This is a genomic window from Streptomyces humi (assembly GCF_001005085.2).
In the GTDB taxonomy this organism is placed as follows: domain Bacteria; phylum Actinomycetota; class Actinomycetes; order Streptomycetales; family Streptomycetaceae; genus Streptomyces; species Streptomyces humi.
The window spans coordinates 10,885-31,329 of record NZ_LBMU02000085.1; the positions used below are offsets into that span (position 1 = coordinate 10,885).

A 20,445-nucleotide genomic window follows, 5' to 3' on the forward strand; every position below is an offset into this window, starting at 1 on the left:
AAGCAGGGCGGACGTCGACGGTGTCCGCCCTCACCGACGGTGAAAGCCGGAGCCCGCGGGCGTCCGGCGAAACTCTCAGGTTGAGATGACAGAGGGGGAGGCCGTCGGGGTACCCGTGCCGGGGTGCCCCTCGAAGGTCGCGTCAGACCAGGAGGCCTCCGCAATGACCGCCCACCGCCCTTCGCTCTCCGAGCTCGAACAGGGAATCCCCTTCGAGCAGCGCCACATCGGGCCCGACCACGAGGCGCGGGCCAAGATGCTCGCGCAGGTCGGCTACGGCTCGCTGGACGAGCTGACGGCCGCGGCCGTGCCGGACGTGATCAAGAACGCCGACAGCCTGGAGCTGCCGGGTGCCCGGACCGAGGCCGAGGTCCTCGCCGAACTGCGCTCGCTCGCCGACCGCAACCAGGTGCTCGGCTCGATGATCGGCCTCGGCTACTACGGGACCTTCACCCCGCCCGTCATCCTGCGCAACGTGATGGAGAACCCCGCCTGGTACACGGCTTACACGCCGTACCAGCCGGAGATCTCCCAGGGCCGGCTGGAAGCGCTGCTGAACTTCCAGACCGTGGTCGCCGACCTCACCGGGCTGCCCACCTCCGGCGCCTCGCTGCTCGACGAGGGCACGGCCGCCGCCGAGGCGGTGGCCCTGTCACTGCGCATGGGGAAGAACAAGAAGGGCGTCTACGTCGTCGACGCGGACGCGCTGCCGCAGACCATCGCGGTGATCCGGACGCGCACCGAGCCGACGGGTGTGGAGGTCGTGGTCGCCGACCTCTCCGCGGGCATCCCGGCGGACCTCGCCGCACGTGAGATCAACGGGGTGCTCGTCCAGTACCCCGGTGCCTCCGGAGCCGTACGCGACATCAGGCCCGTCATCGAGCAGGCGCACGAGCTCGGCGCGCTCGTCACCGTGGCCGCCGATCTGCTCGCCCTGACCCTGCTGACCTCGCCGGGCGAGCTGGGGGCCGACATCGCGGTCGGCACCACCCAGCGGTTCGGCGTGCCGATGGGCTTCGGCGGGCCGCACGCCGGCTACATGGCCGTCCGCGAGAAGTTCGCGCGCAGCCTGCCCGGACGGCTCGTGGGCGTGTCCGTGGACGCCGACGGGAACAAGGCCTACCGGCTCGCGTTGCAGACCCGCGAGCAGCACATCCGCCGGGAGAAGGCCACCAGCAACATCTGCACCGCGCAGGTGCTGCTCGCCGTGATGGCCGGCATGTACGCCGTCTACCACGGCCCCGAGGGGCTCCAGGCCATCGCCCGGCGCACCCACCGGTACGCCACGGTCCTCGCCGCGGGTCTCCGGGCCGGCGGCGTCGAGCTCGTGCACGGCGCCTACTTCGACACCCTCACCGCGCGGGTGCCCGGCAAGGCCGCCGAGGTCGTCTCCGCCGCCCGGCAGAGCGGTGTCAACCTGCGGCTCGTCGACACCGACCACGTCTCCATGGCGTGCGACGAGACCACCACGCGCGCCCAGCTGAGCGCCGTGTGGGGCGCCTTCGGGGTCGACGGCGACGTCGAGGCGCTGGACGCCGTCACCGAGGACACGCTGCCCGAGGCGCTGCTGCGCACCGACGGCTACCTCACCCACCCCGTCTTCCAGCAGCACCGCTCCGAGACCGCGATGCTGCGCTACCTGCGCAAGCTCGCCGACCGTGACTACGCGCTGGACCGGGGCATGATCCCGCTGGGCTCGTGCACCATGAAGCTCAACGCCACCACCGAGATGGAGCCGGTCACCTGGCCCGAGTTCGGTCAGCTGCACCCCTTCGCGCCCGCCGAGCAGGCACAGGGCTACCTGACGCTCATCCGGGAACTGGAGGAGCGGCTCGCCGAGGTCACCGGCTACGACAAGGTGTCGTTGCAGCCCAACGCCGGATCCCAGGGCGAGCTGGCCGGGCTGCTCGCCGTACGCGCCTATCACCGGGCCAACGGCGACGCGCAGCGGACCGTGTGCCTGATTCCCTCGTCGGCCCACGGGACCAACGCCGCCAGCGCGGTGATGGCGGGCATGAAGGTAGTCGTCGTGAAGACCGCCGAGGACGGCGAGATCGACGTCGAGGACCTGCGGGCCAAGATCGAGCAGCACCGCGACGAGCTCGCGGTGCTGATGATCACCTACCCGTCCACCCACGGTGTGTTCGAGGAGCACGTCGCCGACATCTGCGCTCAGGTCCACGAGGCCGGCGGCCAGGTCTACGTCGACGGCGCCAACCTCAACGCCCTGGTGGGGCTCGCCAAGCCGGGGCACTTCGGCGGTGACGTGTCCCACCTCAACCTGCACAAGACCTTCTGCATCCCGCACGGCGGCGGCGGGCCGGGCGTCGGTCCGGTGGCCGTACGCGCCCACCTGGCGCCGTTCCTGCCGAACCATCCGCTCCAGCCGGCCGCCGGGCCCGAGACCGGGGTCGGGCCGATCTCGGCGGCGCCCTGGGGGTCGGCCGGGATCCTGCCGATCTCGTGGGCGTACGTCCGGCTCATGGGCGGCGAGGGGCTGAAGCGGGCCACCCAGGTGGCCGTGCTCAGCGCCAACTACGTCGCCAAGCGGCTCGAGCCGCACTTCCCGGTGCTCTACACCGGGCCCGGCGGGCTGGTCGCGCACGAGTGCATCATCGACCTGCGGCCGCTCACCAAGGCGACCGGGGTCAGCGTCGACGACGTCGCCAAGCGGCTCATCGACTACGGCTTCCACGCGCCGACGATGTCCTTCCCGGTCGCCGGCACGCTGATGATCGAGCCGACCGAGTCCGAGGACCTGGGTGAGCTGGACCGGTTCTGCGACGCGATGATCGCCATCCGTGCGGAGATCGACAAGGTCGGGGCCGGACAGTGGCCCGCCGACGACAACCCGCTGCGCGGCGCTCCGCACACCGCTGCCGCGCTCGGCGGGGAGTGGGAGCACGCGTACAGCCGCGCGGAGGCCGTCTTCCCGGCCGGGGTGTCCGCCGCCGACAAGTACTGGCCGCCGGTGCGCCGGATCGACCAGGCCTTCGGCGACCGGAACCTGGTGTGCTCGTGCCCGCCGCTGGACGCGTACGAGGACTGAGCCGTAGTACCCGCACAGAGGACTGAGCCGTAGTACCCGCACACACGAGCAGGAGGCCCCGCTTCGGCGGGGCCTTCCGCGTTCACGCCGGGTACGCGTGGGTCTGGGTCGCCTTCACCGTCGCCCAGACCGTGACGCCCGGACGCAGGTCCAGTTCGGCCGCCCCGACCGTGGTCAGGTCGGCGGCCAGGGAGAGTTCGCCGGTCAGGTCGGCGCGGATCCGGTCGCCGTGGGTCTCCAGGCCGGCGACCTCGCAGCGCCAGAGGTTGCGCGCGCTGACGCCCGTGGGGCGGTCCCGGAACAGGGTGACCGCGCTCGGCGGGAACGCGACGAAGACGTCACCGGTCAGCTCTTCGGTGACGGTGATCGCGGGGCCCGTCTCCAGTTTGACCGTGTGGCCCTCGGCCCGGCCCCGGTAGAGGTTGAGGCCGACCAGGTGGGCGATGTAGTCGGTGCGCGGGTGGCGGGCGATGTCGGCGGGGGTGCCCTGCTGGACGATCCTGCCGTGTTCGATCACTATCAGGCGGTCGGCCAGCACCATGGCGTCCAGCGGGTCGTGTGTCACCAGGACGGCCACGGCCTCGAACTCGGCCAGGTGGCGGCGGAGCTGGGAGCGTACGTCCAGGCGGGTGCGGGCGTCGAGGGCGGCGAGGGGTTCGTCGAGGAGGAGGAGCCGGGGGCGGGTGGCCAGGGCGCGGGCCAGGGCGACGCGCTGGGCCTGGCCGCCGGACAGCCGGCGGGGTTTGTCGCCGGCGTGCGCGGTGAGACCCATGCGGTCCAGCCAGCCGGCCGCGACGGCACGGGACTCGGCCTTCGTCGCGCCCTGGCAGCGGGGGCCGAAGGCGACGTTGTCCAGGGCCGTGAGGTGGGGGAAGAGGAGGTAGTCCTGGAAGACGACGCCGACCGGGCGGGACTCGGGCGGTGTGCCGTCCAGCTGTTCGCCGTCCAGGCGGAGCCGGCCTGCGGAGAGCGGGGTGAGGCCGGCCAGGGCGCGCAGGGCGGTGGTCTTGCCCGCGCCGTTGGGGCCAAGGAGGGCGACCACCTCGCCGGGGGCGGCGGTGAGGGTGATGTCCAGGTGGAAGGCGGCGCGGGTGACCACCAGGTGGGCGTCGAGGCCGGTCGGGCCGTGGCTGTCGGGCGGGGGCACAGTGGTCATGGCGCTGTCATCCAACGGTCCCGCAGCCCCGCCAGTACCGCGATCGACACCGCGAGCAGCACCAGGCTGAGCGCGATCGCCGCCTCGGGGTCGTTCTGGAGGGCCAGGTACACGGCGAGGGGCATGGTCTGGGTACGGCCGGGGAAGTTGCCGGCGAAGGTGATCGTCGCTCCGAACTCGCCCAGCGCACGGGCCCACGCGAGGACCGCGCCGGCCGCGATGCCGGGGGCGATGAGCGGGAGGGTGACGCGGCGGAACGCGGTGAAGCGGGAGGCGCCCAGGGTCGTCGCCGCCTCCTCGTAGCGCGGGTCGGCGGCGCGCAGCGTGCCCTCCACGCTGATCACCAGGAACGGCATGGCCACGAAGGACTCGGCGATCACCACCGCCGTCGTCGTGAACGGGAGCGTGATGCCGAACCAGGCGTCCAGCCACTGGCCGACGACGCCGTTGCGGCCGAGCGCGAGGAGGAGGGCCACACCGCCGACGACCGGCGGGAGGACCAGGGGCAGGGTGACCAGCGCTCGTACGAGACCCCGGCCGGGGAACTCCGTACGGGCCAGCAGCCAGGCCAGCGGCACCCCGAGGACCAGGCTCACCGCCGTCGCGGCCGTCGCGCTGAACAGCGAGAGCTGTAGGGCCTGCCATACGTCGGGGCTGGTCAGGAGGGACGGCAGGCTGCTCCAGGGGGCGCGCAGGAGGAGCGCGACCAGGGGCAGCAGGAGGAACGCCAGAGCCACCGCTCCGGGGAGGAGGAGGGGCAGCGGTACGGCGAACCGGACGCGCCGGCGGCGCGGGCGGCCCGTGCGGGCGCCGGCTGCGGCACCGGACTCGTCGGTCTTCGTCACGGCTTGAGGAACCCGGCCTGGTTCAGGACCTGCTGACCCTCCGCGGACTGCACCAGCGCGATGAACGCCTTGGCCACCGTCGGGTTCGGGGCGTTCTTGAGCAGGGCGATCGGGTAGTCGTTGACGGCGTTCGCGGACTCGGGGAACTCCACGCCCTCCACCTTGCTGCCCGCGGCCTTCACGTCGGTCTTGTAGACGACGGCCGCGTCCGCCTCCTTGAGGACCACCTTGTTGAGGGCGGACTTCACGTCCTCCTCGTAGGAGACCGGGGTGAGCTTGAGCTTGGCGGCGTCCAGTGCCTTCTGGGCGGCGGCGCCGCACGGCACCGTCTTGTCGCACAGCACGACCTTCAGCGAGGACTTGGTGAGGTCCTTCAGGGAGGAGACCTTGTCGGGGTTGCCCGGCAGGGTGGCGATCTCCAGCTGGTTGCGGACGAAGGTGGCCGGGGTGGTGGCGGTGTCCTTCTTGTCCGTCACGATCGCCATGGTCTTGGCGCTCGCGGCGGCGAAGACGTCGGCCGGCGCACCGCTGGTGATCTGCGCGGCGAGCGTGTCACTGCCACCGAAGCTGAAGTTGACCGTGGTGCCGGGGTGGGCCTTCTCGAAGTCGGTCTTCAGCGTCGTGAAGCTCTCCTTGAGCGAGGCCGCGGCGAACACGGTGATCGACCCGGACAGCTTGGGCGACGCCGACGACGAGGTGTCCGACTTGGTCTTCGCCGACGAGTCGCTGTCGGACGAGCCGGAGGACGAGCAGGCGCTCAGGGCCAGCAGGGCCGCGACCGAGACACCGGCCACCTGCATCGTCCGCCGGGTCCGGCGCGCGGAACGGGTCATCACGGGTGAACTCCTCTGAGTCTTGGGAAAAAACTGTCGCGCCCTGCCGCGACCGGCAACGGCCGCGAGGTGATGATACTGCCGCATTTGCGAGACGTAAGTCTCCTGTCGCATCGCATGAGCTGCAAGCTTTGGATGGGAACCTGGCATGTGCGTTTGTACGGCAGGGCGTCGCGGGTACCGTCATCCGGGAGGTGGCCGCACATGACGCTCGCCGAACTCGACCTCACCGGAGATCTGGCCCGTCCCGCCCGGCTGACCGTGCCGGACCTCCTGCGCTGGCCCCAGCACCAGGTCCGGGTGAGCTTCGAGTGCGCCACCAGCGGTGTCCAGCACCACGGCTTCACGGGCCCCCGGCTGTACGACGTCCTGGCCGGCGCCGGTCCCGGCTTCGATCCCGCCCGCCGCAAGGACCGGCTGCGTTTCCTCATCGCGGTCAGCGGCGCCGACGGGCACCGAGTGCTGCTCTCCTGGGCCGAGATCGACCCCGACTTCGCCCACGCTCCCGTTCTGCTCGGTGTCAGCATCGACGACACCCCGCTTGACCGGGCGGGCCCGCAACTGGTCCTGCCGCAGGACCGCTGCGGGGCCCGGCACATCAGCGGCATCAGGGAGATCCGCCTGGACGGGGATTATGAGGTCCGGCGCCCGCGGGCTGCCGCACCCGGCGACACGTCCGCCGCGGCCGGGTGACGGGTCGGACGCGACGGTGAGGCGGCCGGGTGAGGCCGGGGACGCGGCCGGCTGAGGCGGCCGGGTGACGGGTCAGACGCGGTCGATGTGCACGTTCGTGGACTTCACCCGGGCGGTGGCCTCCATGCCTACCTCCAGGCCGAGTTCCTCCACGGCCTCCCGGGTCAGCAGGGAGACCAGGCGGTGCGGGCCGGCCTGGATCTCGACCTGGGCGGCGACGTCGCCGAGCTTGATCGCGGTGACGATGCCGGGGAACGCGTTGCGGACCGACGTGTAGGAGGCGTCCTCCTCGCCGGCGCCCGCCTTCGCCAGCTCCACGGAGAACGCGGCGAGATCGGCGCCGTCGATGAGCCTTCGGCCGCCCTCGTCGCGGTGGGTGGCCATCCGGCCCGCGTCGGCCCAGCGGCGGGCGGTGTCCGGGCTGACGCCGAGCAGCCGTGCCGCCCGGCCGATCGTGTAGGAAGGCATGCGCTCACCCTAGGGGCAGGCGGCCGGGCTCATGGACACGGGCCGCCGGTCAGCTGAGCCCGGACACCTCCAGGACCGCGCGGGCGTTCGTGTCATCGATCTCGTGACCGAGCCGGGCGAGCACCTCGGAGCCGCGGCGCAGGGTGCCGCGTTCCAGGGAGCGGCGGACGCCGGTGTCCAGCTCGTGCCAGAGCAGGGGGTTGGCGTGCAGGACGCCGGGGTCGAGTTCCAGCCGGTTGCCGAGGGTGTCGCGCAGGACCAGATGCGCGGCGACATCGCCGTACCGGCCGACGTGGACGAGGGAGTCGGTACGGACCGTACGGCGGCGGAGCGGGCCGCGCACCGCGAGCCACCCGGGGCCCGCCGTGACGCGGGCCGGCAGCAGCAGGCCTAGGACGGTGGCCGAGAGGGCGATCCAGAGCAGGGCCCGGGCCGGGGTGAGGCTGCCGGCGTCCCAGTCCACCGCGAGGGTGAGGGCGCCGAATCCGAGGGCGCAGCCGACGGCGAGGAGGGCGCCGCCGCGCCAGGTGCGGTCGCCGGTCGCCCGGCCCGGGGGTCTGCTGTCCGCCATGAGGCCGACGGTAGGGGCCGGTGGGCGCGGGCGAGCGGCCGCTGACGGGGTTCTTATGCGGACTGAGCGGTTATTGACGGGATTCTTACGACACGCGGATCCCGGTGGTCGGCGGGCAGCAGGCGGGGGGGGCTCAGCCCGTGTGGACACGCGGTCGTCGGGTGCGGTTCGGTTCGGCCTCGCGCAGCACCTCGCGGGTGACCGGGGCGACCTCGCCCTGGCCGAAGAGGAAGAAGCGCAGGAAGTTGGCGAACGGGCCGCCCTCGGTCCACTCGAAGTAGATGTGCGGGATGCAGCCGGTCTCGTCGCGGACGTGGAGCAGGAGGGCGGCCAGGGCGTTGGGGATGGACGCGGACTCCAGGGTCAGCACGCGGTAGCGGCCGTGCAGGACCTCGCCGCGGACGGTCAGGCCGGCCTCGAACTCGGAGGGGTCGGTCACGGTGACCTCGACGAAGACGAAGTCCTCCTGCTCGGGCATGTCGTTGTCGGCGCGGATCTGGTCGACCTTGTCGCGGTACTCGGCCTTGTCGCGGGCGTCGGGCTCGTTGGCGATGAACCGGATCCTGCGGCTGGCCATGTCCCTGATGAAGCGTTCGGCCATGTCGTCGAGGGTCACGCTCGTCACGCGCAGCTCGAAGGCGCGGGCCAGCCGGGACAGCAGCGACACCAGGATGATGCCGACGATGAAGCAGGCGCCGATCTTCACACCGTCGGGGCGCTCGATGACGTTCACAACGGTCGTGTAGAGGAACACCGCCGAGATCACCGCGAAGGCGACGGTCCACTTGCGCTGTCCGGCCTTGCGGGCGGCGATGGTCACCGCGATGGCCGCGGAGCTGATCAGGACCAGTACGCCGGTGGCGTAGGCGCCGCCCTGGGCGTCCACGCTGGCGTCGAAGATCCAGGTGACCAGGAAGGCGATCAGGGTGAAGACGATGACCATGGGACGGACGGCGCGGGCCCAGTGCGGGGCCATGCCGTAGCGGGGCAGGTAGCGGGGCATCAGGTTGAGCAGACCGGCCATCGCGGAGGCGCCGGCGAACCACAGGATGCAGATGGTCGAGACGTCGTAGACCGTGCCGAAGGCGCCGCCGAGGTACTGGTGGGCCAGGTAGGCGAGGGCGCGGCCGTTGGCGGCGCCGCCGGGCTTGAACTCGTTCTCCGGGATCAGCAGCGTGGTGATGAAGCTGGTCGCGATGAGGAAGCAGCTCATGATCAGGGCGGCGGTGGTGAGCAGCTTCCTGGTGTCCCGGATCCGGCCGGTGGGCCGCTGCTCGGTGTCGCCCGGGTCGCCCTTGACGTGCGGCATGACGGCGACGCCGGTCTCGAAGCCGGACAGGCCGAGAGCGAGTTTGGGGAAGACGATCAGGGCGACGCCGATCATGACGAAGACGTTGCCGTGTTCCGCGGTGAGGGCGCTGCTCCAGTCGGTGATGACGTGTTCGGCGGTGATGACGTGCCAGAAGCCGACGATCACGACGACGACGTTGAGGGCGAGGTAGATGCCGACCAGGGCGACCGCGACACCGATCGCCTCCAGGAAGCCCTTGAGGAAGACCGCACCGAGCAGGGCCACCAGGAACAGCGTGATGACCATCTGATGGCCGTGCAGGGTGCTGGTCAGATGCGGGTTCTCGACCAGGTGGGTGGAGGCGTCGGCGGCCGACAGCGTGATCGTGATCAGGAAGTCGGTGGCGGCGAAGCCGAGCAGGGTGAGCACGAACAGCTTGCCCTGCCAGAAGGAGAGCAGCCGCTCCAGCATGGCGATGGAGCCCTCGCCGTGCGGGCTCTCCGCGGCGACGCGGCGGTACACCGGCAGGGCGCCCGCCAGGGTGACGATCACGAGCACGATGGTCGCGATCGGGGAGAGCAGGCCGGCCGCGAGGGCGGCGATGCCCGGCTGGTAGCCGAGGGTCGAGAAGTAGTCCACACCGGTCAGGCACATCACCCGCCACCAGCGCTGGCCCTGGTGCGCGGGCGCGGGCTGCGCGTGAGGGCCCGTGTGGCCGCCGCCCTTGCCCATGTCGGACAGCCCCTCCAGCATCCAGGCGCGCAGGCGACTGGGAGGGGGGTGCTCGGTCGTGGCCATGGAAAGGGCTCCTGGTGTCCGGCGCGGTGAGGTGCGGCGCAGTTCGAATCCGGCCATCACGCGGACGGCGGCACCAGCGTATGCAGAGAGTGACGCGTGGGCCCATGGATCGGCAGGCCCGAGGCGTCAAGCTTGCGTTAAGAATGACCTGGCGGGCGGGGTTCGCGCAGCACGAAAGCGTCCGGCGGAGACCGGACCGGGGCGTTCGGCTGTCCGGGGGACGGCGGGCCGGAACCCCGCATCGGACACCGAGCGTTATCCCGTACGACACCCCGGATCCCGGCCGTTCGACTACGGCCCGGCCGGCCCGGAAGCACACCACCGGTCCGACGGCCGTCAAGACGGTGTCAACATCGCCGTCGGCGGCGCCAGAGACGCGTCAAGAAGGTCGTGTCCGGGTCCGGTCGCGGGTTCTTCTTCGAGGTGATGAACGATGCACCACGCGGACGGCTGAAGGTCTACCTCGGGGCGGCCCCAGGGGTCGGCAAGACCTACCGCATGCTCGACGAGGCCCGGCGCCGCGCGTCCCGGGGCGCGGACGTGGTCGTGGGGTTCGTGGAGTGCCACGGGCGCCCCCGGACCGAGGCCATGACCGAGGGCCTGGACGTCACGCCGCGACTGCGCCGCGGCTACCGGGGCGGCGAGTTCGAGGAGATGGACCTCGCGGCGGTGCTGGCGCGCCACCCGGAGGTGGCGGTCGTCGACGAGCTCGCGCACACGAACATCCCCGGTGACGGCCGGCACCCCAAGCGCCGGCAGGACGTCGAGGATCTGCTCGCGGCCGGCATCGATGTGATCACCGCCGTCAACATCCAGCACCTGGAGTCCCTCAAGGACGTCGTGGAGAAGATCACCGGGGTACCGCAGCACGAGACGGTGCCCGACGAGGTCGTCCGGCGCGCCGAGCAGATCGAGCTGGTGGACATCCCGCCGGAGGCCCTGCGCCGCCGGATGGCGCACGGCGACATCTACGCCCCCGAGAAGATCGACGCGGCCCTCGCCAACTACTTCCGCCCCGGCAACCTGACCGCCTTGCGCCAGCTGGCCCTGCTCTGGGTCGCCGACCGGGTCGACGAGGCACTGCGGTCCTACCGCGCCGAGCACGCGATCGGCGGGGTCTGGGAGACCCGGGAGCGGGTGGTGGTCGCGCTGACCGGCGGCCCGGAGGGTGACACGCTGGTCCGACGGGCCGCCCGGATCGCCGACCGGTCCGCGGGCGGCGACCTGCTCGCCGTGCACGTGGCCCGCAGCGACGGACTCGCGGCGGGTGTCTCGCACGCCTCGCTGGCCCGGCAGCGCCGGCTGGTCGAGGACCTCGGCGGCAGCTACCACTCCGTGGTCGGCGACGACGTGGCCACCGCGCTGGTCGAGTTCGCGCGCGCCGGGAACGCCACCCAGCTCGTCCTCGGCACCAGCCGCCGCGGCCGCCTCGAACGCTTCCTGACCGGGCCGGGCACGGGGGAGACCGTGACCGCGCTCTCCGGCGACATCGACGTCCACCGGGTCACCCACGAGCGCGAGGGGCGCGGCGCCCTGCTGCCCTCCCGTCGCCGTACCCTCTCCACCCGGCGGCTCGTCGCCGGACCGGTCGCGGGGCTGGTGCTGCCGCTCCTGCTCACCGCGGCCCTCGCCCAGGTCCGCGGCACCGTCAACCTCACCAGTGAGGCCCTGCTGTTCCTGCTCGCCGTGGTGGGCGTGGCCTGCATAGGCGGGGTGACCTCCGCCGTGATCGCCTCCGTCACCGCGTCCCTGCTGCTCAACTACTGGTTCATCCCGCCCGTCGGCCGGTTCACCCTGGACGACCCCAACGCCCTGCTCGCGCTGGGGGTGTTCGCGGTCGTCGCCGCCACCGTCGCCGGGGTCGTGGACCGCTCCCTGCGGCTGTCGAGACGCGCGGCCCGGGCCACCGCCGAGGCGGAGACCATGTCGTCGCTGGCCGGCAGCATCGTGCGCGGCGGCCAGACCATCCCCGCCCTGTTGGAACGCACCCGGGAGACCTTCGGCGTGGACTCCGCCGAACTGGTCGACGCCCCGCCCGACGGCGCCGACGCCACCGTCGTGCCGGCCGGCCCGGGCCACCACCTGGTGCTGCGCGGCCGTACCCCCTCCGCCTCCGAACGGCGGGTCCTCGCAGCGTTCGCCGCGCACGTCGGCTCGGCCGTGGAGCGCGCCCGGCTGGCCCAGGCCGCGGCCGAGGTCGAACCGGTCCGCGCCGCCGACCGGATGCGCACGGCACTGCTCCGGGCCGTCGGCCACGACCTGCGCACCCCGCTCGCGGCCGGCTGGGCGGCGGTCACCTCGCTGCGCAGCCACGAGGTGGAGTTCACCGCCGAGGACCGCGACGAACTCCTCGCCACCGCGGACGAGTCCATGGCCCGGCTGAGCCGACTGGTCGACAACCTCCTCGACCTCAGCCGTCTGGAAGCCGGTGTCCTCACCCTCAACCTGCGGGCGACGGCGCTGGAGGAGGTGCTGCCGGCGGCCCTGGCGGACACCCCGGCGGTGGACGTGCACGGTGCCGTGGAAGACCTGCCCCCGCTGCTGGCCGACCCGCCGCTGCTGGAGCGCGTGATCGCCAACCTGGTCGGCAACGCGGCCCGGCACAGCCCGCCCGGCACCCGGGTGTCGGTGACGGCGAGCGCGCTGGCCGGCCGCGCGGAGCTCAGGGTCATCGACCGCGGTCCTGGGCTGCCGGCGGACGGCCGCGACCGCCTCTTCGAACCCTTCCAGCGGCTCGGCGACACGGACAACAGCACCGGTCTCGGCCTCGGGCTCGCGCTCGCCCGCGGCCTCACCGAGGCGATGGACGGCACCCTGACCCCCGAGGACACCCCGGGCGGCGGCCTGACCATGGTCGTCTCGCTGCCCCTGGCCGACCTGCCCCCTGCCCTGCGGGCGCCGGAGCGCGTGGGCGGAGCGTCATGAACCCGGGGCCCCTGTTGACATGTTCTTGACGCACATTTGAACGCCCGGGAGGGGCCCGGCAGGAACCGGTGTCCCGACCGGTGCCGTTCTGGCTGATGTGACGTCAACCCTCCCCGTACCAGCGGCCTCCGGAGAGCGCACCGGGCACATGGTGATCTGCGGCGACGACGGGCTCGCCCACCGGCTGGCCGTCGAACTCGACGCCGTGTGCGGGGAGGTCGTCACCGTCGTCATGCCGTCCGCCGCCGACGTGCACGGAGCCCAGGTCGCCGTCCTGCACCGCGACCCGGACTCGGCCGTCCGGCTGCACGTCGCCGCCCGCCCCGACGAGGCCACCCTCCGCGCGGCCGGTGTCGAACGGGCCGCCGCGCTCGCCCTCACCTACCGCGACGACCAGGTCAACGTGACCGCCGCCCTGCTCGCCCGCGCCGTCAACCCCTCCGTACGGCTGGTCGTGCGGATGTTCAACCGCGAGCGCGGCAGCCATCTGGAACGGCTCCTGGACCGGGCGGCGGGCCTGTGCGACACCGCAGCCGCGGACACCTCCACCACCGTGCTCTCCGACGCCGACACCGCGGTACCGGAGCTCGTCGCGGCCGCCGCCGTCGGCCACGGCCACACCCTCCAGGTCGACGGCAGGGTGTTCCGCGGGGTGGTACGTCCGGCGGGCACCCCGCAGCAGGCCACCGACCTCGCCACCCTCGCCGTGCTCTCCGGCGCCCACGAGGACGACCCGGCCAGCCAGGACAGCCCCGAGACGGCCGGCGAGGACGGCACCCAGCTGCTGCCGGACGACCGGACGGCGTACCACCGGCAGTTCACCCACGGCCGGCTGATGCTGGAGGAGGTCGTCCACCACCACACGGCCGAACCGGCCCGCCGCACCCGGCACTTCAGGCCGGTGCGCTGGGTACGGGCGCGCCTGGCCCACCTGCCGTGGCGGGTCTTCCTCTCCCGCCAGCTCGCCGCCGTCTACGGCTCGCTGGCGGCCGTGGTGGGCGCGCTGGCCACCGCCACCGCGCTCTTCGCCGACGAGCACCCCTGGTGGAAGAACTTCTACCTGCCCCTCCTGGACATCTTCACCATGGGCGACCCGGCCACCGAGGAGTCACCCGCCCGCCGCATACTCCAGCTCGTCGCCGGCTTCGTCGGACTCGCCGTGCTGCCCCTCGTCGTCGCCGCGACCATGAACGCCACCGACGCGTTCCGCACGGCCTCCGCGAACCACCCGCCCGGGGAGGACGTCAGCGGCCACATCGTCCTGGTGGGCCTGGGCATGGTCGGCACCCGCGCACTGGACCGGCTGCGCACCACCGGGCACCGGGTCGTGGCCATCGAGCGCGATCCCCGCGCCCGGGGCGTCGCCCTCGCCCGCGCACTCGGCGTCCCGCTGATCCTGGAGGACGCGACCGCCCCCGGCGTACTCGAACTCGCCCGGGTACGGCAGTGCCGCTCCCTGCTCGTCCTCACCCGCGACGACGGCCAGAACCTCGACATCCTCATGGCCGTCCGGGAGTACCACCCCGGCGTACGCGTGGTGGCCCGGCTCTACGACGACGACTTCGCCGCGACCGTCCAGCGCACCCTGCGGGCCTCGTACCCGGACGCGCTGACCCGCAGCAGGAGCGTCTCCGCCCTAGCCGCGCCCTCCTTCGCCGCCGCCATGATGGGACGCCACGTGCTGGGCGTGATGCCGGTGGAGCGCGGGTCGCTGCTCTTCACGTGCGTGGACGTGGCCGGCCATCCGGAGCTGGAGGGACGGTCCGTGCACCAGGCGTTCCGGCGGCGCGAGTGGCGGGTGCTCGCCGTGGGACCGGCCGGAGGGGGCACCGGGGACTCCGGGACGCCGCGTGTACCGGACGCGGACGCCTTCGACTGGCGACCGGCGCAGGGGCGGGTGCTGGCGGCCGGGGACCGCGTGGTGATGGCGACCACCCGGCGGGGGCTGGACGTACTGATGACAGGAGTCGCGGGGAGGGGCTGACCAGGGACTCGTCCCACCGTAAGAGTCCCGTCAAAGGGGTGTCCGCGCCCGTAAGGGAGACGTCAACGCCGGTCGGATCCGGCCACGGAGGCGGTTTGCTCTAACCGTCCACGTCCCTTTCGCACCTCACTCCAGGAGCTCACGATGGCCGATCTGGCCTTCGTCGTCACCGTCCTCGCGGCTTTCGCGCTGGTGGCCCTCGTCGCCAAGGGGGTGACGAAGCTGTGACCGCCGAGAACATCGTCGGCCTCGTCGTGGCCGTCGCCCTGCTGGGCTACCTCGTCCTCGCCCTGATCTTCCCGGAGAGGTTCTGAGACAGCCATGGGTCCCGTACTCGCAGGCGTGCTCCAGCTGCTCGCGCTCATCGGCGCGCTGGCCCTCGCCTACATACCCCTCGGCAACCACATGGCCAGGGTCTACTCCGCCGACCGGCACTGGCGGGTCGAGAGGTGGATCTACCGGGGCGTCGGCGCCGACCCCGACACCGAGATGCGCTGGCCCGCCTATCTCCGCGCGGTCCTCGCCTTCTCGCTCGTCGGTGTGCTCTTCCTCTACCTGCTCCAGCGGCTCCAGGGCGTGCTGCCCGGCTCGCTCGGCTTCTCCTCGGTGAACCCGGCGCAGTCGTTCAACACGGCGGTCTCGTTCGTGACCAACACGAACTGGCAGTCGTACTACGGCGAGCAGACCATGGGGCACGTCGTGCAGACCGCCGGTCTGGCCGTGCAGAACTTCGTGTCCGCGGCCGTCGGCATGGCGGTGGCGGTGGCCCTGGTGCGCGGGTTCGCGCGCTCGCGCACCGGTGAGATCGGCAACTTCTGGGCCGACCTGGTGCGGGGGACCGTACGGATCCTGGTGCCGGTCGCCGCCGTGGCCGCGGTCGTTCTCGTGGCCTGTGGCGCGATCCAGAACTTCTCCGGCATCCATGAGGTCGGTCAGTTCATGGGCGGTTCGCAGCAGTGGAACGGCGGCGCGGTCGCCTCCCAGGAGGCCATCAAGGAACTGGGCACCAACGGCGGCGGGTACTTCAACGCCAACTCCGCCCACCCCTTCGAGAACCCGACGCCCTTCACCAACCTCTTCGAGATCTTCCTGATCCTGCTCATCCCGTTCGCGCTGACCCGCACCTTCGGTGTCATGGTCGGCTCGGTGAGGCAGGGCTACGCGATCCTCGCGACGATGTTCACCATCTGGGTGGGCTTCGTCGCCCTGATGATGTGGACCGAGTTCACCCACCACGGACCGGCGCTCCAGCTCGCGGGCGGGGCGATGGAGGGCAAGGAGGTCCGCTTCGGCGTCGGCGGTTCGTCGATCTTCGCGGTGTCGACCACCCTCACCTCCACGGGCGCGGTGGACTCCTTCCACTCGTCCTTCACCGGACTGGGCGGCGGGATCACCCTGCTGAGCATGATGCTGGGCGAGATCGCGCCCGGCGGCACCGGCTCCGGCCTCTACGGCATCCTCATCATGGCGGTCATCGCGGTGTTCATCGCCGGTCTGATGGTCGGCCGTACGCCCGAGTACCTGGGCAAGAAGATCGGCCCGCGTGAGATCAAGCTGTCGGCGGTCTACATCCTGATCACCCCGGCGCTCGCGCTCGTCCTCACCGCCCTCTCCATGGCCCTGCCGACCCCGCCGCACTCCATGCTCAACTCCGGCGCCCACGGCTTCTCCGAGGTGCTGTACGCGTTCACCTCGGCGGCCAACAACAACGGTTCGGCCTTCGCGGGTCTGAACGCGAACACCGACTGGTTCAACACCATGACGGGGATCGCGATGCTGCTGGGCCGTTTCCTGCCGATGGTGTTCGTGCTGGCGCTGGCCGGCTCGCTCGCCGGGCAGCGGCCCGTCCCGGCCACGGCGGGCACCCTGCGCACCGAGAAACCGCTGTTCACCGGCCTGCTCGTCGGCGCGATCCTGATCATCACCGGTCTGACCTACTTCCCGGCCCTGGCGCTGGGGCCGCTGGCCGAGGGGCTGGCGTCATGACCACCCGAACGGAAGCCCACGAGGACACGATGTCCACTCCCACCCTTGCGCCCCACCAGGACGCGCCGACCGGACACACGCCGGCCGACAGCCGCGTCGGCGCGGGCCTCTTCGACCCCAAGCAGCTCATCAGGTCGCTCCCCGAGGCCTGCCGCAAGCTCGACCCGCGGGTGATGGTCAAGTCGCCCGTGATGTTCGTGGTGTGGACCGGCTCGGTCCTGACCACGGTCTTCTCCTTCAAGGACCCGGGCGACTGGTTCGGCTGGACCATCAGCGCCTGGCTGTGGCTGACCGTGCTCTTCGCCAACCTCGCGGAGGCGGTCGCCGAAGGCCGCGGCAAGGCCCAGGCGGACACCCTGCGCAAGGCCAAGACCGACACCGTGGCCCGCAAGGCCGACGGGACCGTGGTCGCGGGCACCGAGCTGAGGATCGGAGACCTGGTCGTCTGCGAGGCCGGCGACGTCATCCCCGGTGACGGTGACGTCGTCGAGGGCGTCGCCTCGGTCGACGAGTCGGCGATCACCGGCGAGTCGGCCCCGGTCATCCGGGAGTCCGGCGGCGACCGCAGCGCCGTCACCGGCGGTACGAAGGTGCTGTCCGACCGGATCGTCATCAAGATCACGACGAAGCCGGGCGAGACCTTCATCGACCGGATGATCGGCCTGGTCGAGGGCGCGGCCCGGCAGAAGACGCCGAACGAGATCGCGCTGAACATCCTGCTCGCCTCGCTGACCATCGTCTTCCTGCTGGCCTGCGTCACCCTCCCGCCGTTCGCGGACTACGCCGGCACGCACCTGACGATGGTCGTACTGGTCGCCCTGCTGGTGTGTCTGATCCCGACGACGATCGGCGCGCTGCTCTCCGCGATCGGGATCGCGGGCATGGACCGGCTGGTGCAGCGCAACGTCCTCGCCATGTCGGGGCGCGCGGTCGAGGCCGCCGGTGACGTCTCCACGCTGCTGCTGGACAAGACCGGCACCATCACCCTCGGCAACCGCCAGGCCGCCGAGTTCGTGCCGGTGCGCGGGGTCACCGAGGCCGAGGTGGCCGACGCGGCCCAGCTGTCGTCGCTGGCCGACGAGACCCCCGAGGGCCGCTCGGTCGTCGTCCTGGCGAAGGAGAGGTACGGGCTGCGGGAGCGGCACCAGGGGGAGCTGGCGCACGCGGAGTGGATCGCCTTCACCGCCCAGACCCGGATGTCGGGCGTGGACGTCGACGGCCGCAGGATCCGCAAGGGCGCGGCCGGTTCGGTCATCGCCTGGGTCCAGGAACAGGGCGGTACCGTCGCGGAGGACGCGGACACCCTCGCGGCGGCCGTCTCGCAGGCCGGCGGGACCCCGCTGCTGGTCGCGGTCGAGGACGCCGGGGGCGCCCGGATCCTGGGCCTCGTCCACCTCAAGGACGTCGTCAAGGAAGGCATGCGGGAGCGGTTCGAGGAACTGCGCCGGATGGGCATCAGGACGGTCATGATCACGGGTGACAACCCGCTGACCGCCAAGGCGATCGCCGACGAGGCGGGTGTGGACGACTTCCTCGCCGAGGCCACCCCCGAGGACAAGATGGCCCTCATCAAGCGGGAACAGGCGGGCGGCAAGCTGGTCGCGATGACCGGCGACGGCACCAACGACGCACCGGCCCTCGCCCAGGCGGACGTCGGCGTCGCGATGAACACGGGTACGTCGGCCGCCAAGGAGGCCGGCAACATGGTCGACCTCGACTCCAACCCGACCAAGCTCATCGAGATCGTCGAGATCGGCAAGCAACTCCTCATCACCCGGGGCGCGTTGACGACGTTCTCCATCGCCAACGACGTGGCGAAGTACTTCGCGATCATCCCGGCGCTGTTCGCGGCCGTCTACCCGGGCCTGGACAGGCTCAACATCATGGGCCTGTCCTCGCCGGACTCCGCGATCCTGTCGGCCGTCATCTTCAACGCGCTGATCATCGTCGCGCTGGTGCCGCTGTCCCTGAAGGGGGTGCGGTACCGGCCGGTGAGCGCCGACCGGATGCTGCGCCGGAACCTGACGGTCTACGGCATCGGCGGCCTGATCGCCCCGTTCATCGGGATCAAGATCATCGACCTGCTCATCTCCCTCATCCCCGGAATCGGTTGACGGCCATGAACAACTCCGTTACGAACAGCGCCCGGTTGCTGGGCGCGGCGCTGCGGGCGCTGCTCGCGCTGACCCTGGTGACGGGCGTCGGCTACCCGCTGCTCGTCACCGGTGTCGCCCAGGCCGCGTTCCACGACAAGGCGAACGGCTCCGAGACCAGGGCGGACGGCAGGGTCGTCGGCTCCTCGCTCATCGGCCAACAGGGCTACAGTCTCGCCTACTTCCAGTCACGGCCGGCGAACGGCCTCGGCACCAACTCGGTCAACACCCAGTACAAGTTGATCCTTTCAGGCGCGACCAACCTCTCCGCCGACAGCAAGAAGCTCATCGCGTCGATCGAGGAGGCCAAGGCCAAGGTCGTCAAGGACAACTCCACGGCCGACTACAGGGTGCTGCCCTCACAGGTGCCCGCCGACGCCGTCACCTCCTCGGGCTCCGGCCTGGACCCGGACATCTCCCCGGCGTACGCGGAACTCCAGGTGCACCGGGTGGCCGAGCGCAACCACCTGCCGGTCGGCACGGTCGACAAGCTGGTCCAGGACCACACCGAAGGCCGCACCCTCGGCTTCATCGGCGAGCCCAGGGTGAACGTCCTCGAACTCAACATCGCCCTCAGGGAACTGGTCGAGGGCCGCTGACGGAGCGACTGCGAGGGCGGCCGGCCGGCCGCCCTCGCAGTCGCGCAGGACAAGGCCGCCTACGACAACTGCTTCGAGTCCAGCGGCAGATGCCAGCTGTTGCGACGGTGGGCGGCCGCCAGCACACCCTCCAGCGGGGAGGGCGGCACGGCCAGCACGCAGCAGCGCGCGTGACCGAGGCAGTAGCCGGCCACCCGGCCCGAGAAGGCACGGTGCCAGCCGCGCCGGCCGGTGCCGACGACCAGTACGTCGTCGTCCCGGTCCGCGAGTTCGACCAGCGCCCGGCCCGGATCGCCGCGTACGACGAGGCCGTGCACCGGGACGCCGGGCCCGGCGTCGCCGAAGACCTCCGCCAGCACCTCGCGCAGCCGTTGCCGGGCCAGCCGCTCCCACTCGTCCACGAGCAGGATCGAGGCCGCCGAGCGCCGCGCCGCGAGTTCACCGCCCGGCGGCTCCCAGGCCAGCACCGGCCACAGCGCGGCACCGCGCCGCCGGGCCTCCGCCGCCGCCCGGCACAGGGCCGTGACGCTGCCCAGCGAACCGCTCACGCCCACCATCACCCGACCGGGCCCGCAGGCGTCGTCACCCGACATCGACTCCACCGTTCATCCGTAGCTGACCCCGGGGTCTGCCCCAGAGGGGGCCGAGTACCCCGACCGGTGTCCATCACACGCCCCGGGACGCACCGTGACCAGGGCATGGAGGGGGTTTCCTGGCACGCCCTGACGGTCATCGTGCCCGCCGCCGCAGCGGGTTGGGGCCCCACGTCAGCGTCCCGTCAACACGGTCGACCCCAGTGGTCGGCGCCGGTCCCCGCCCCCGGTACGGCCGCTCGCCGCAGCCGCAGCCGCAGCCGCAGCCGCAGGCGCACCCGCCGTCGCAGCCGCACCCGCCGCCGTGGCCCTGCGGATCGCCTGAACCGCCGGAACCGGCGCTGTCGCCCTGACCGCCCGAGCCGGGCGGCGGTCACCACCGGGTTCCCGTCGAGGGGATCCACGTCGTGGCGTGCTGCCGCCGTCCCGCCCGAAGCACTGACCGCACTTCTTGTCGGGCCCGGAGCACCCTTCTACAGTGCGCCTCGTAAAGTTCGCCAA

15 protein-coding genes are annotated in these 20,445 nt (G+C 71.9%); 8 read left to right on the forward strand and 7 right to left on the reverse strand.

Features of this window, described 5'->3' with window-relative positions:
- Nucleotides 1-163: 163 nt before the first annotated feature.
- A complete protein-coding gene (gene gcvP / locus AAW13_RS33500; protein WP_046727241.1) occupies nucleotides 164-3,049 on the forward strand; it encodes an aminomethyl-transferring glycine dehydrogenase in 2,886 nt (961 codons plus the stop codon).
- A gap of 82 nt (nucleotides 3,050-3,131) precedes the next feature.
- Here the strand turns inward: gcvP and AAW13_RS33505 are convergent, their stop codons facing one another.
- The 3 genes from AAW13_RS33505 to modA are packed head-to-tail and all read right to left on the reverse strand — an operon-like array spanning nucleotide 3,132 to nucleotide 5,883.
- Nucleotides 3,132-4,205 carry an ABC transporter ATP-binding protein gene (locus AAW13_RS33505; RefSeq protein WP_046727240.1) on the reverse strand — a complete coding sequence of 358 codons (1,074 nt, stop codon included), beginning with the start codon at nucleotides 4,203-4,205 and terminating at the stop codon, nucleotides 3,132-3,134.
- Entirely contained in the window at nucleotides 4,202-5,050 is an 849-nt protein-coding gene (locus tag AAW13_RS33510; protein ID WP_046727239.1) for an ABC transporter permease, read from the reverse strand. The genes AAW13_RS33505 and AAW13_RS33510 overlap by 4 nt, the downstream gene beginning before the upstream one ends.
- The gene (gene modA, locus AAW13_RS33515; RefSeq protein WP_046727238.1) at nucleotides 5,047-5,883 is read right to left on the reverse strand and encodes a molybdate ABC transporter substrate-binding protein; all 837 of its coding nucleotides are present in this window, start codon (nucleotides 5,881-5,883) and stop codon (nucleotides 5,047-5,049) included. The genes AAW13_RS33510 and modA overlap by 4 nt, the downstream gene beginning before the upstream one ends.
- A 204-nt stretch (nucleotides 5,884-6,087) precedes the next feature.
- Here modA and AAW13_RS33520 point away from each other — a divergent pair, with 204 nt between their 5' ends.
- A complete protein-coding gene (locus AAW13_RS33520) occupies nucleotides 6,088-6,576 on the forward strand; it encodes a molybdopterin-dependent oxidoreductase (RefSeq protein ID WP_046727237.1) in 489 nt (162 codons plus the stop codon).
- A 72-nt stretch (nucleotides 6,577-6,648) separates the two neighbouring features.
- Here the strand turns inward: AAW13_RS33520 and AAW13_RS33525 are convergent, their stop codons facing one another.
- The 3 genes from AAW13_RS33525 to AAW13_RS33535 form a co-directional block, all read right to left on the reverse strand.
- Nucleotides 6,649-7,044: a TOBE domain-containing protein gene (locus AAW13_RS33525; RefSeq protein WP_046727236.1), complete on the reverse strand. Its 396-nt coding sequence runs from the start codon at nucleotides 7,042-7,044 to the stop codon at nucleotides 6,649-6,651.
- Nucleotides 7,045-7,093: 49 nt separating this feature from the next.
- Nucleotides 7,094-7,615, reverse strand: a complete 522-nt coding sequence (locus tag AAW13_RS33530; protein ID WP_046727235.1) for a hypothetical protein — start codon at nucleotides 7,613-7,615, stop codon at nucleotides 7,094-7,096.
- Between the two features lie 133 nt (nucleotides 7,616-7,748).
- Nucleotides 7,749-9,704, reverse strand: a complete 1,956-nt coding sequence (locus AAW13_RS33535) for an APC family permease (protein ID WP_046727234.1) — start codon at nucleotides 9,702-9,704, stop codon at nucleotides 7,749-7,751.
- Nucleotides 9,705-10,130: 426 nt separating this feature from the next.
- On the opposite strand from AAW13_RS33535, the gene AAW13_RS33540 reads away from it, so the two are divergent.
- The 6 genes from AAW13_RS33540 (at nucleotide 10,131) to AAW13_RS33565 (ending at nucleotide 19,351) form a co-directional block, all read left to right on the forward strand.
- On the forward strand, nucleotides 10,131-12,629 hold the full coding sequence (locus tag AAW13_RS33540) for a sensor histidine kinase (RefSeq protein WP_046727260.1): 2,499 nt from the start codon (nucleotides 10,131-10,133) through the stop codon (nucleotides 12,627-12,629).
- A 97-nt stretch (nucleotides 12,630-12,726) separates the two neighbouring features.
- Nucleotides 12,727-14,613, forward strand: a complete 1,887-nt coding sequence (locus tag AAW13_RS33545) for an NAD-binding protein (protein WP_063777040.1) — start codon at nucleotides 12,727-12,729, stop codon at nucleotides 14,611-14,613.
- A 224-nt stretch (nucleotides 14,614-14,837) separates the two neighbouring features.
- Nucleotides 14,838-14,927, forward strand: a complete 90-nt coding sequence (gene kdpF, locus AAW13_RS33550; RefSeq protein ID WP_016434100.1) for a K(+)-transporting ATPase subunit F — start codon at nucleotides 14,838-14,840, stop codon at nucleotides 14,925-14,927.
- A gap of 7 nt (nucleotides 14,928-14,934) precedes the next feature.
- Entirely contained in the window at nucleotides 14,935-16,599 is a 1,665-nt protein-coding gene (kdpA, locus tag AAW13_RS33555) for a potassium-transporting ATPase subunit KdpA (RefSeq protein ID WP_046727232.1), read from the forward strand.
- Complete coding sequence (gene kdpB, locus AAW13_RS33560; protein ID WP_046727231.1) at nucleotides 16,596-18,713, forward strand: potassium-transporting ATPase subunit KdpB; 2,118 nt, start codon at nucleotides 16,596-16,598, stop codon at nucleotides 18,711-18,713. Before kdpA ends, kdpB begins: the two co-directional genes overlap by 4 nt.
- Nucleotides 18,714-18,718: 5 nt before the next feature.
- A complete protein-coding gene (locus tag AAW13_RS33565) occupies nucleotides 18,719-19,351 on the forward strand; it encodes a potassium-transporting ATPase subunit C (RefSeq protein WP_046727230.1) in 633 nt (210 codons plus the stop codon).
- A 59-nt stretch (nucleotides 19,352-19,410) separates the two neighbouring features.
- On the opposite strand, the gene AAW13_RS33570 is transcribed toward AAW13_RS33565, so the two are convergent.
- Nucleotides 19,411-19,944 (reverse strand): universal stress protein, encoded by a 534-nt coding sequence (locus AAW13_RS33570; protein ID WP_046727229.1) that lies wholly within the window; start codon nucleotides 19,942-19,944, stop codon nucleotides 19,411-19,413.
- Nucleotides 19,945-20,445 lie beyond the last annotated feature (501 nt).

Excerpts from the sequence above, each read along its gene's own strand:
- AAW13_RS33525 (WP_046727236.1), bottom strand. The coding sequence starts at position 7,044 with ATGCCTTCCTACACGATCGGCCGGGCGGCACGGCTGCTCGGCGTCAGC.
- kdpB (WP_046727231.1), top strand. The coding sequence starts at position 16,596 with ATGACCACCCGAACGGAAGCCCACGAGGACACGATGTCCACTCCCACC.
- AAW13_RS33505 (WP_046727240.1), bottom strand. The coding sequence starts at position 4,205 with ATGACCACTGTGCCCCCGCCCGACAGCCACGGCCCGACCGGCCTCGAC.
- AAW13_RS33570 (WP_046727229.1), bottom strand. The coding sequence starts at position 19,944 with ATGTCGGGTGACGACGCCTGCGGGCCCGGTCGGGTGATGGTGGGCGTG.
- AAW13_RS33565 (WP_046727230.1), top strand. The coding sequence starts at position 18,719 with ATGAACAACTCCGTTACGAACAGCGCCCGGTTGCTGGGCGCGGCGCTG.
- gcvP (WP_046727241.1), top strand. The coding sequence starts at position 164 with ATGACCGCCCACCGCCCTTCGCTCTCCGAGCTCGAACAGGGAATCCCC.
- AAW13_RS33535 (WP_046727234.1), bottom strand. The coding sequence starts at position 9,704 with ATGGCCACGACCGAGCACCCCCCTCCCAGTCGCCTGCGCGCCTGGATG.
- modA (WP_046727238.1), bottom strand. The coding sequence starts at position 5,883 with ATGACCCGTTCCGCGCGCCGGACCCGGCGGACGATGCAGGTGGCCGGT.
- AAW13_RS33530 (WP_046727235.1), bottom strand. The coding sequence starts at position 7,615 with ATGGCGGACAGCAGACCCCCGGGCCGGGCGACCGGCGACCGCACCTGG.
- AAW13_RS33520 (WP_046727237.1), top strand. The coding sequence starts at position 6,088 with ATGACGCTCGCCGAACTCGACCTCACCGGAGATCTGGCCCGTCCCGCC.
- kdpA (WP_046727232.1), top strand. The coding sequence starts at position 14,935 with ATGGGTCCCGTACTCGCAGGCGTGCTCCAGCTGCTCGCGCTCATCGGC.
- AAW13_RS33540 (WP_046727260.1), top strand. The coding sequence starts at position 10,131 with ATGAACGATGCACCACGCGGACGGCTGAAGGTCTACCTCGGGGCGGCC.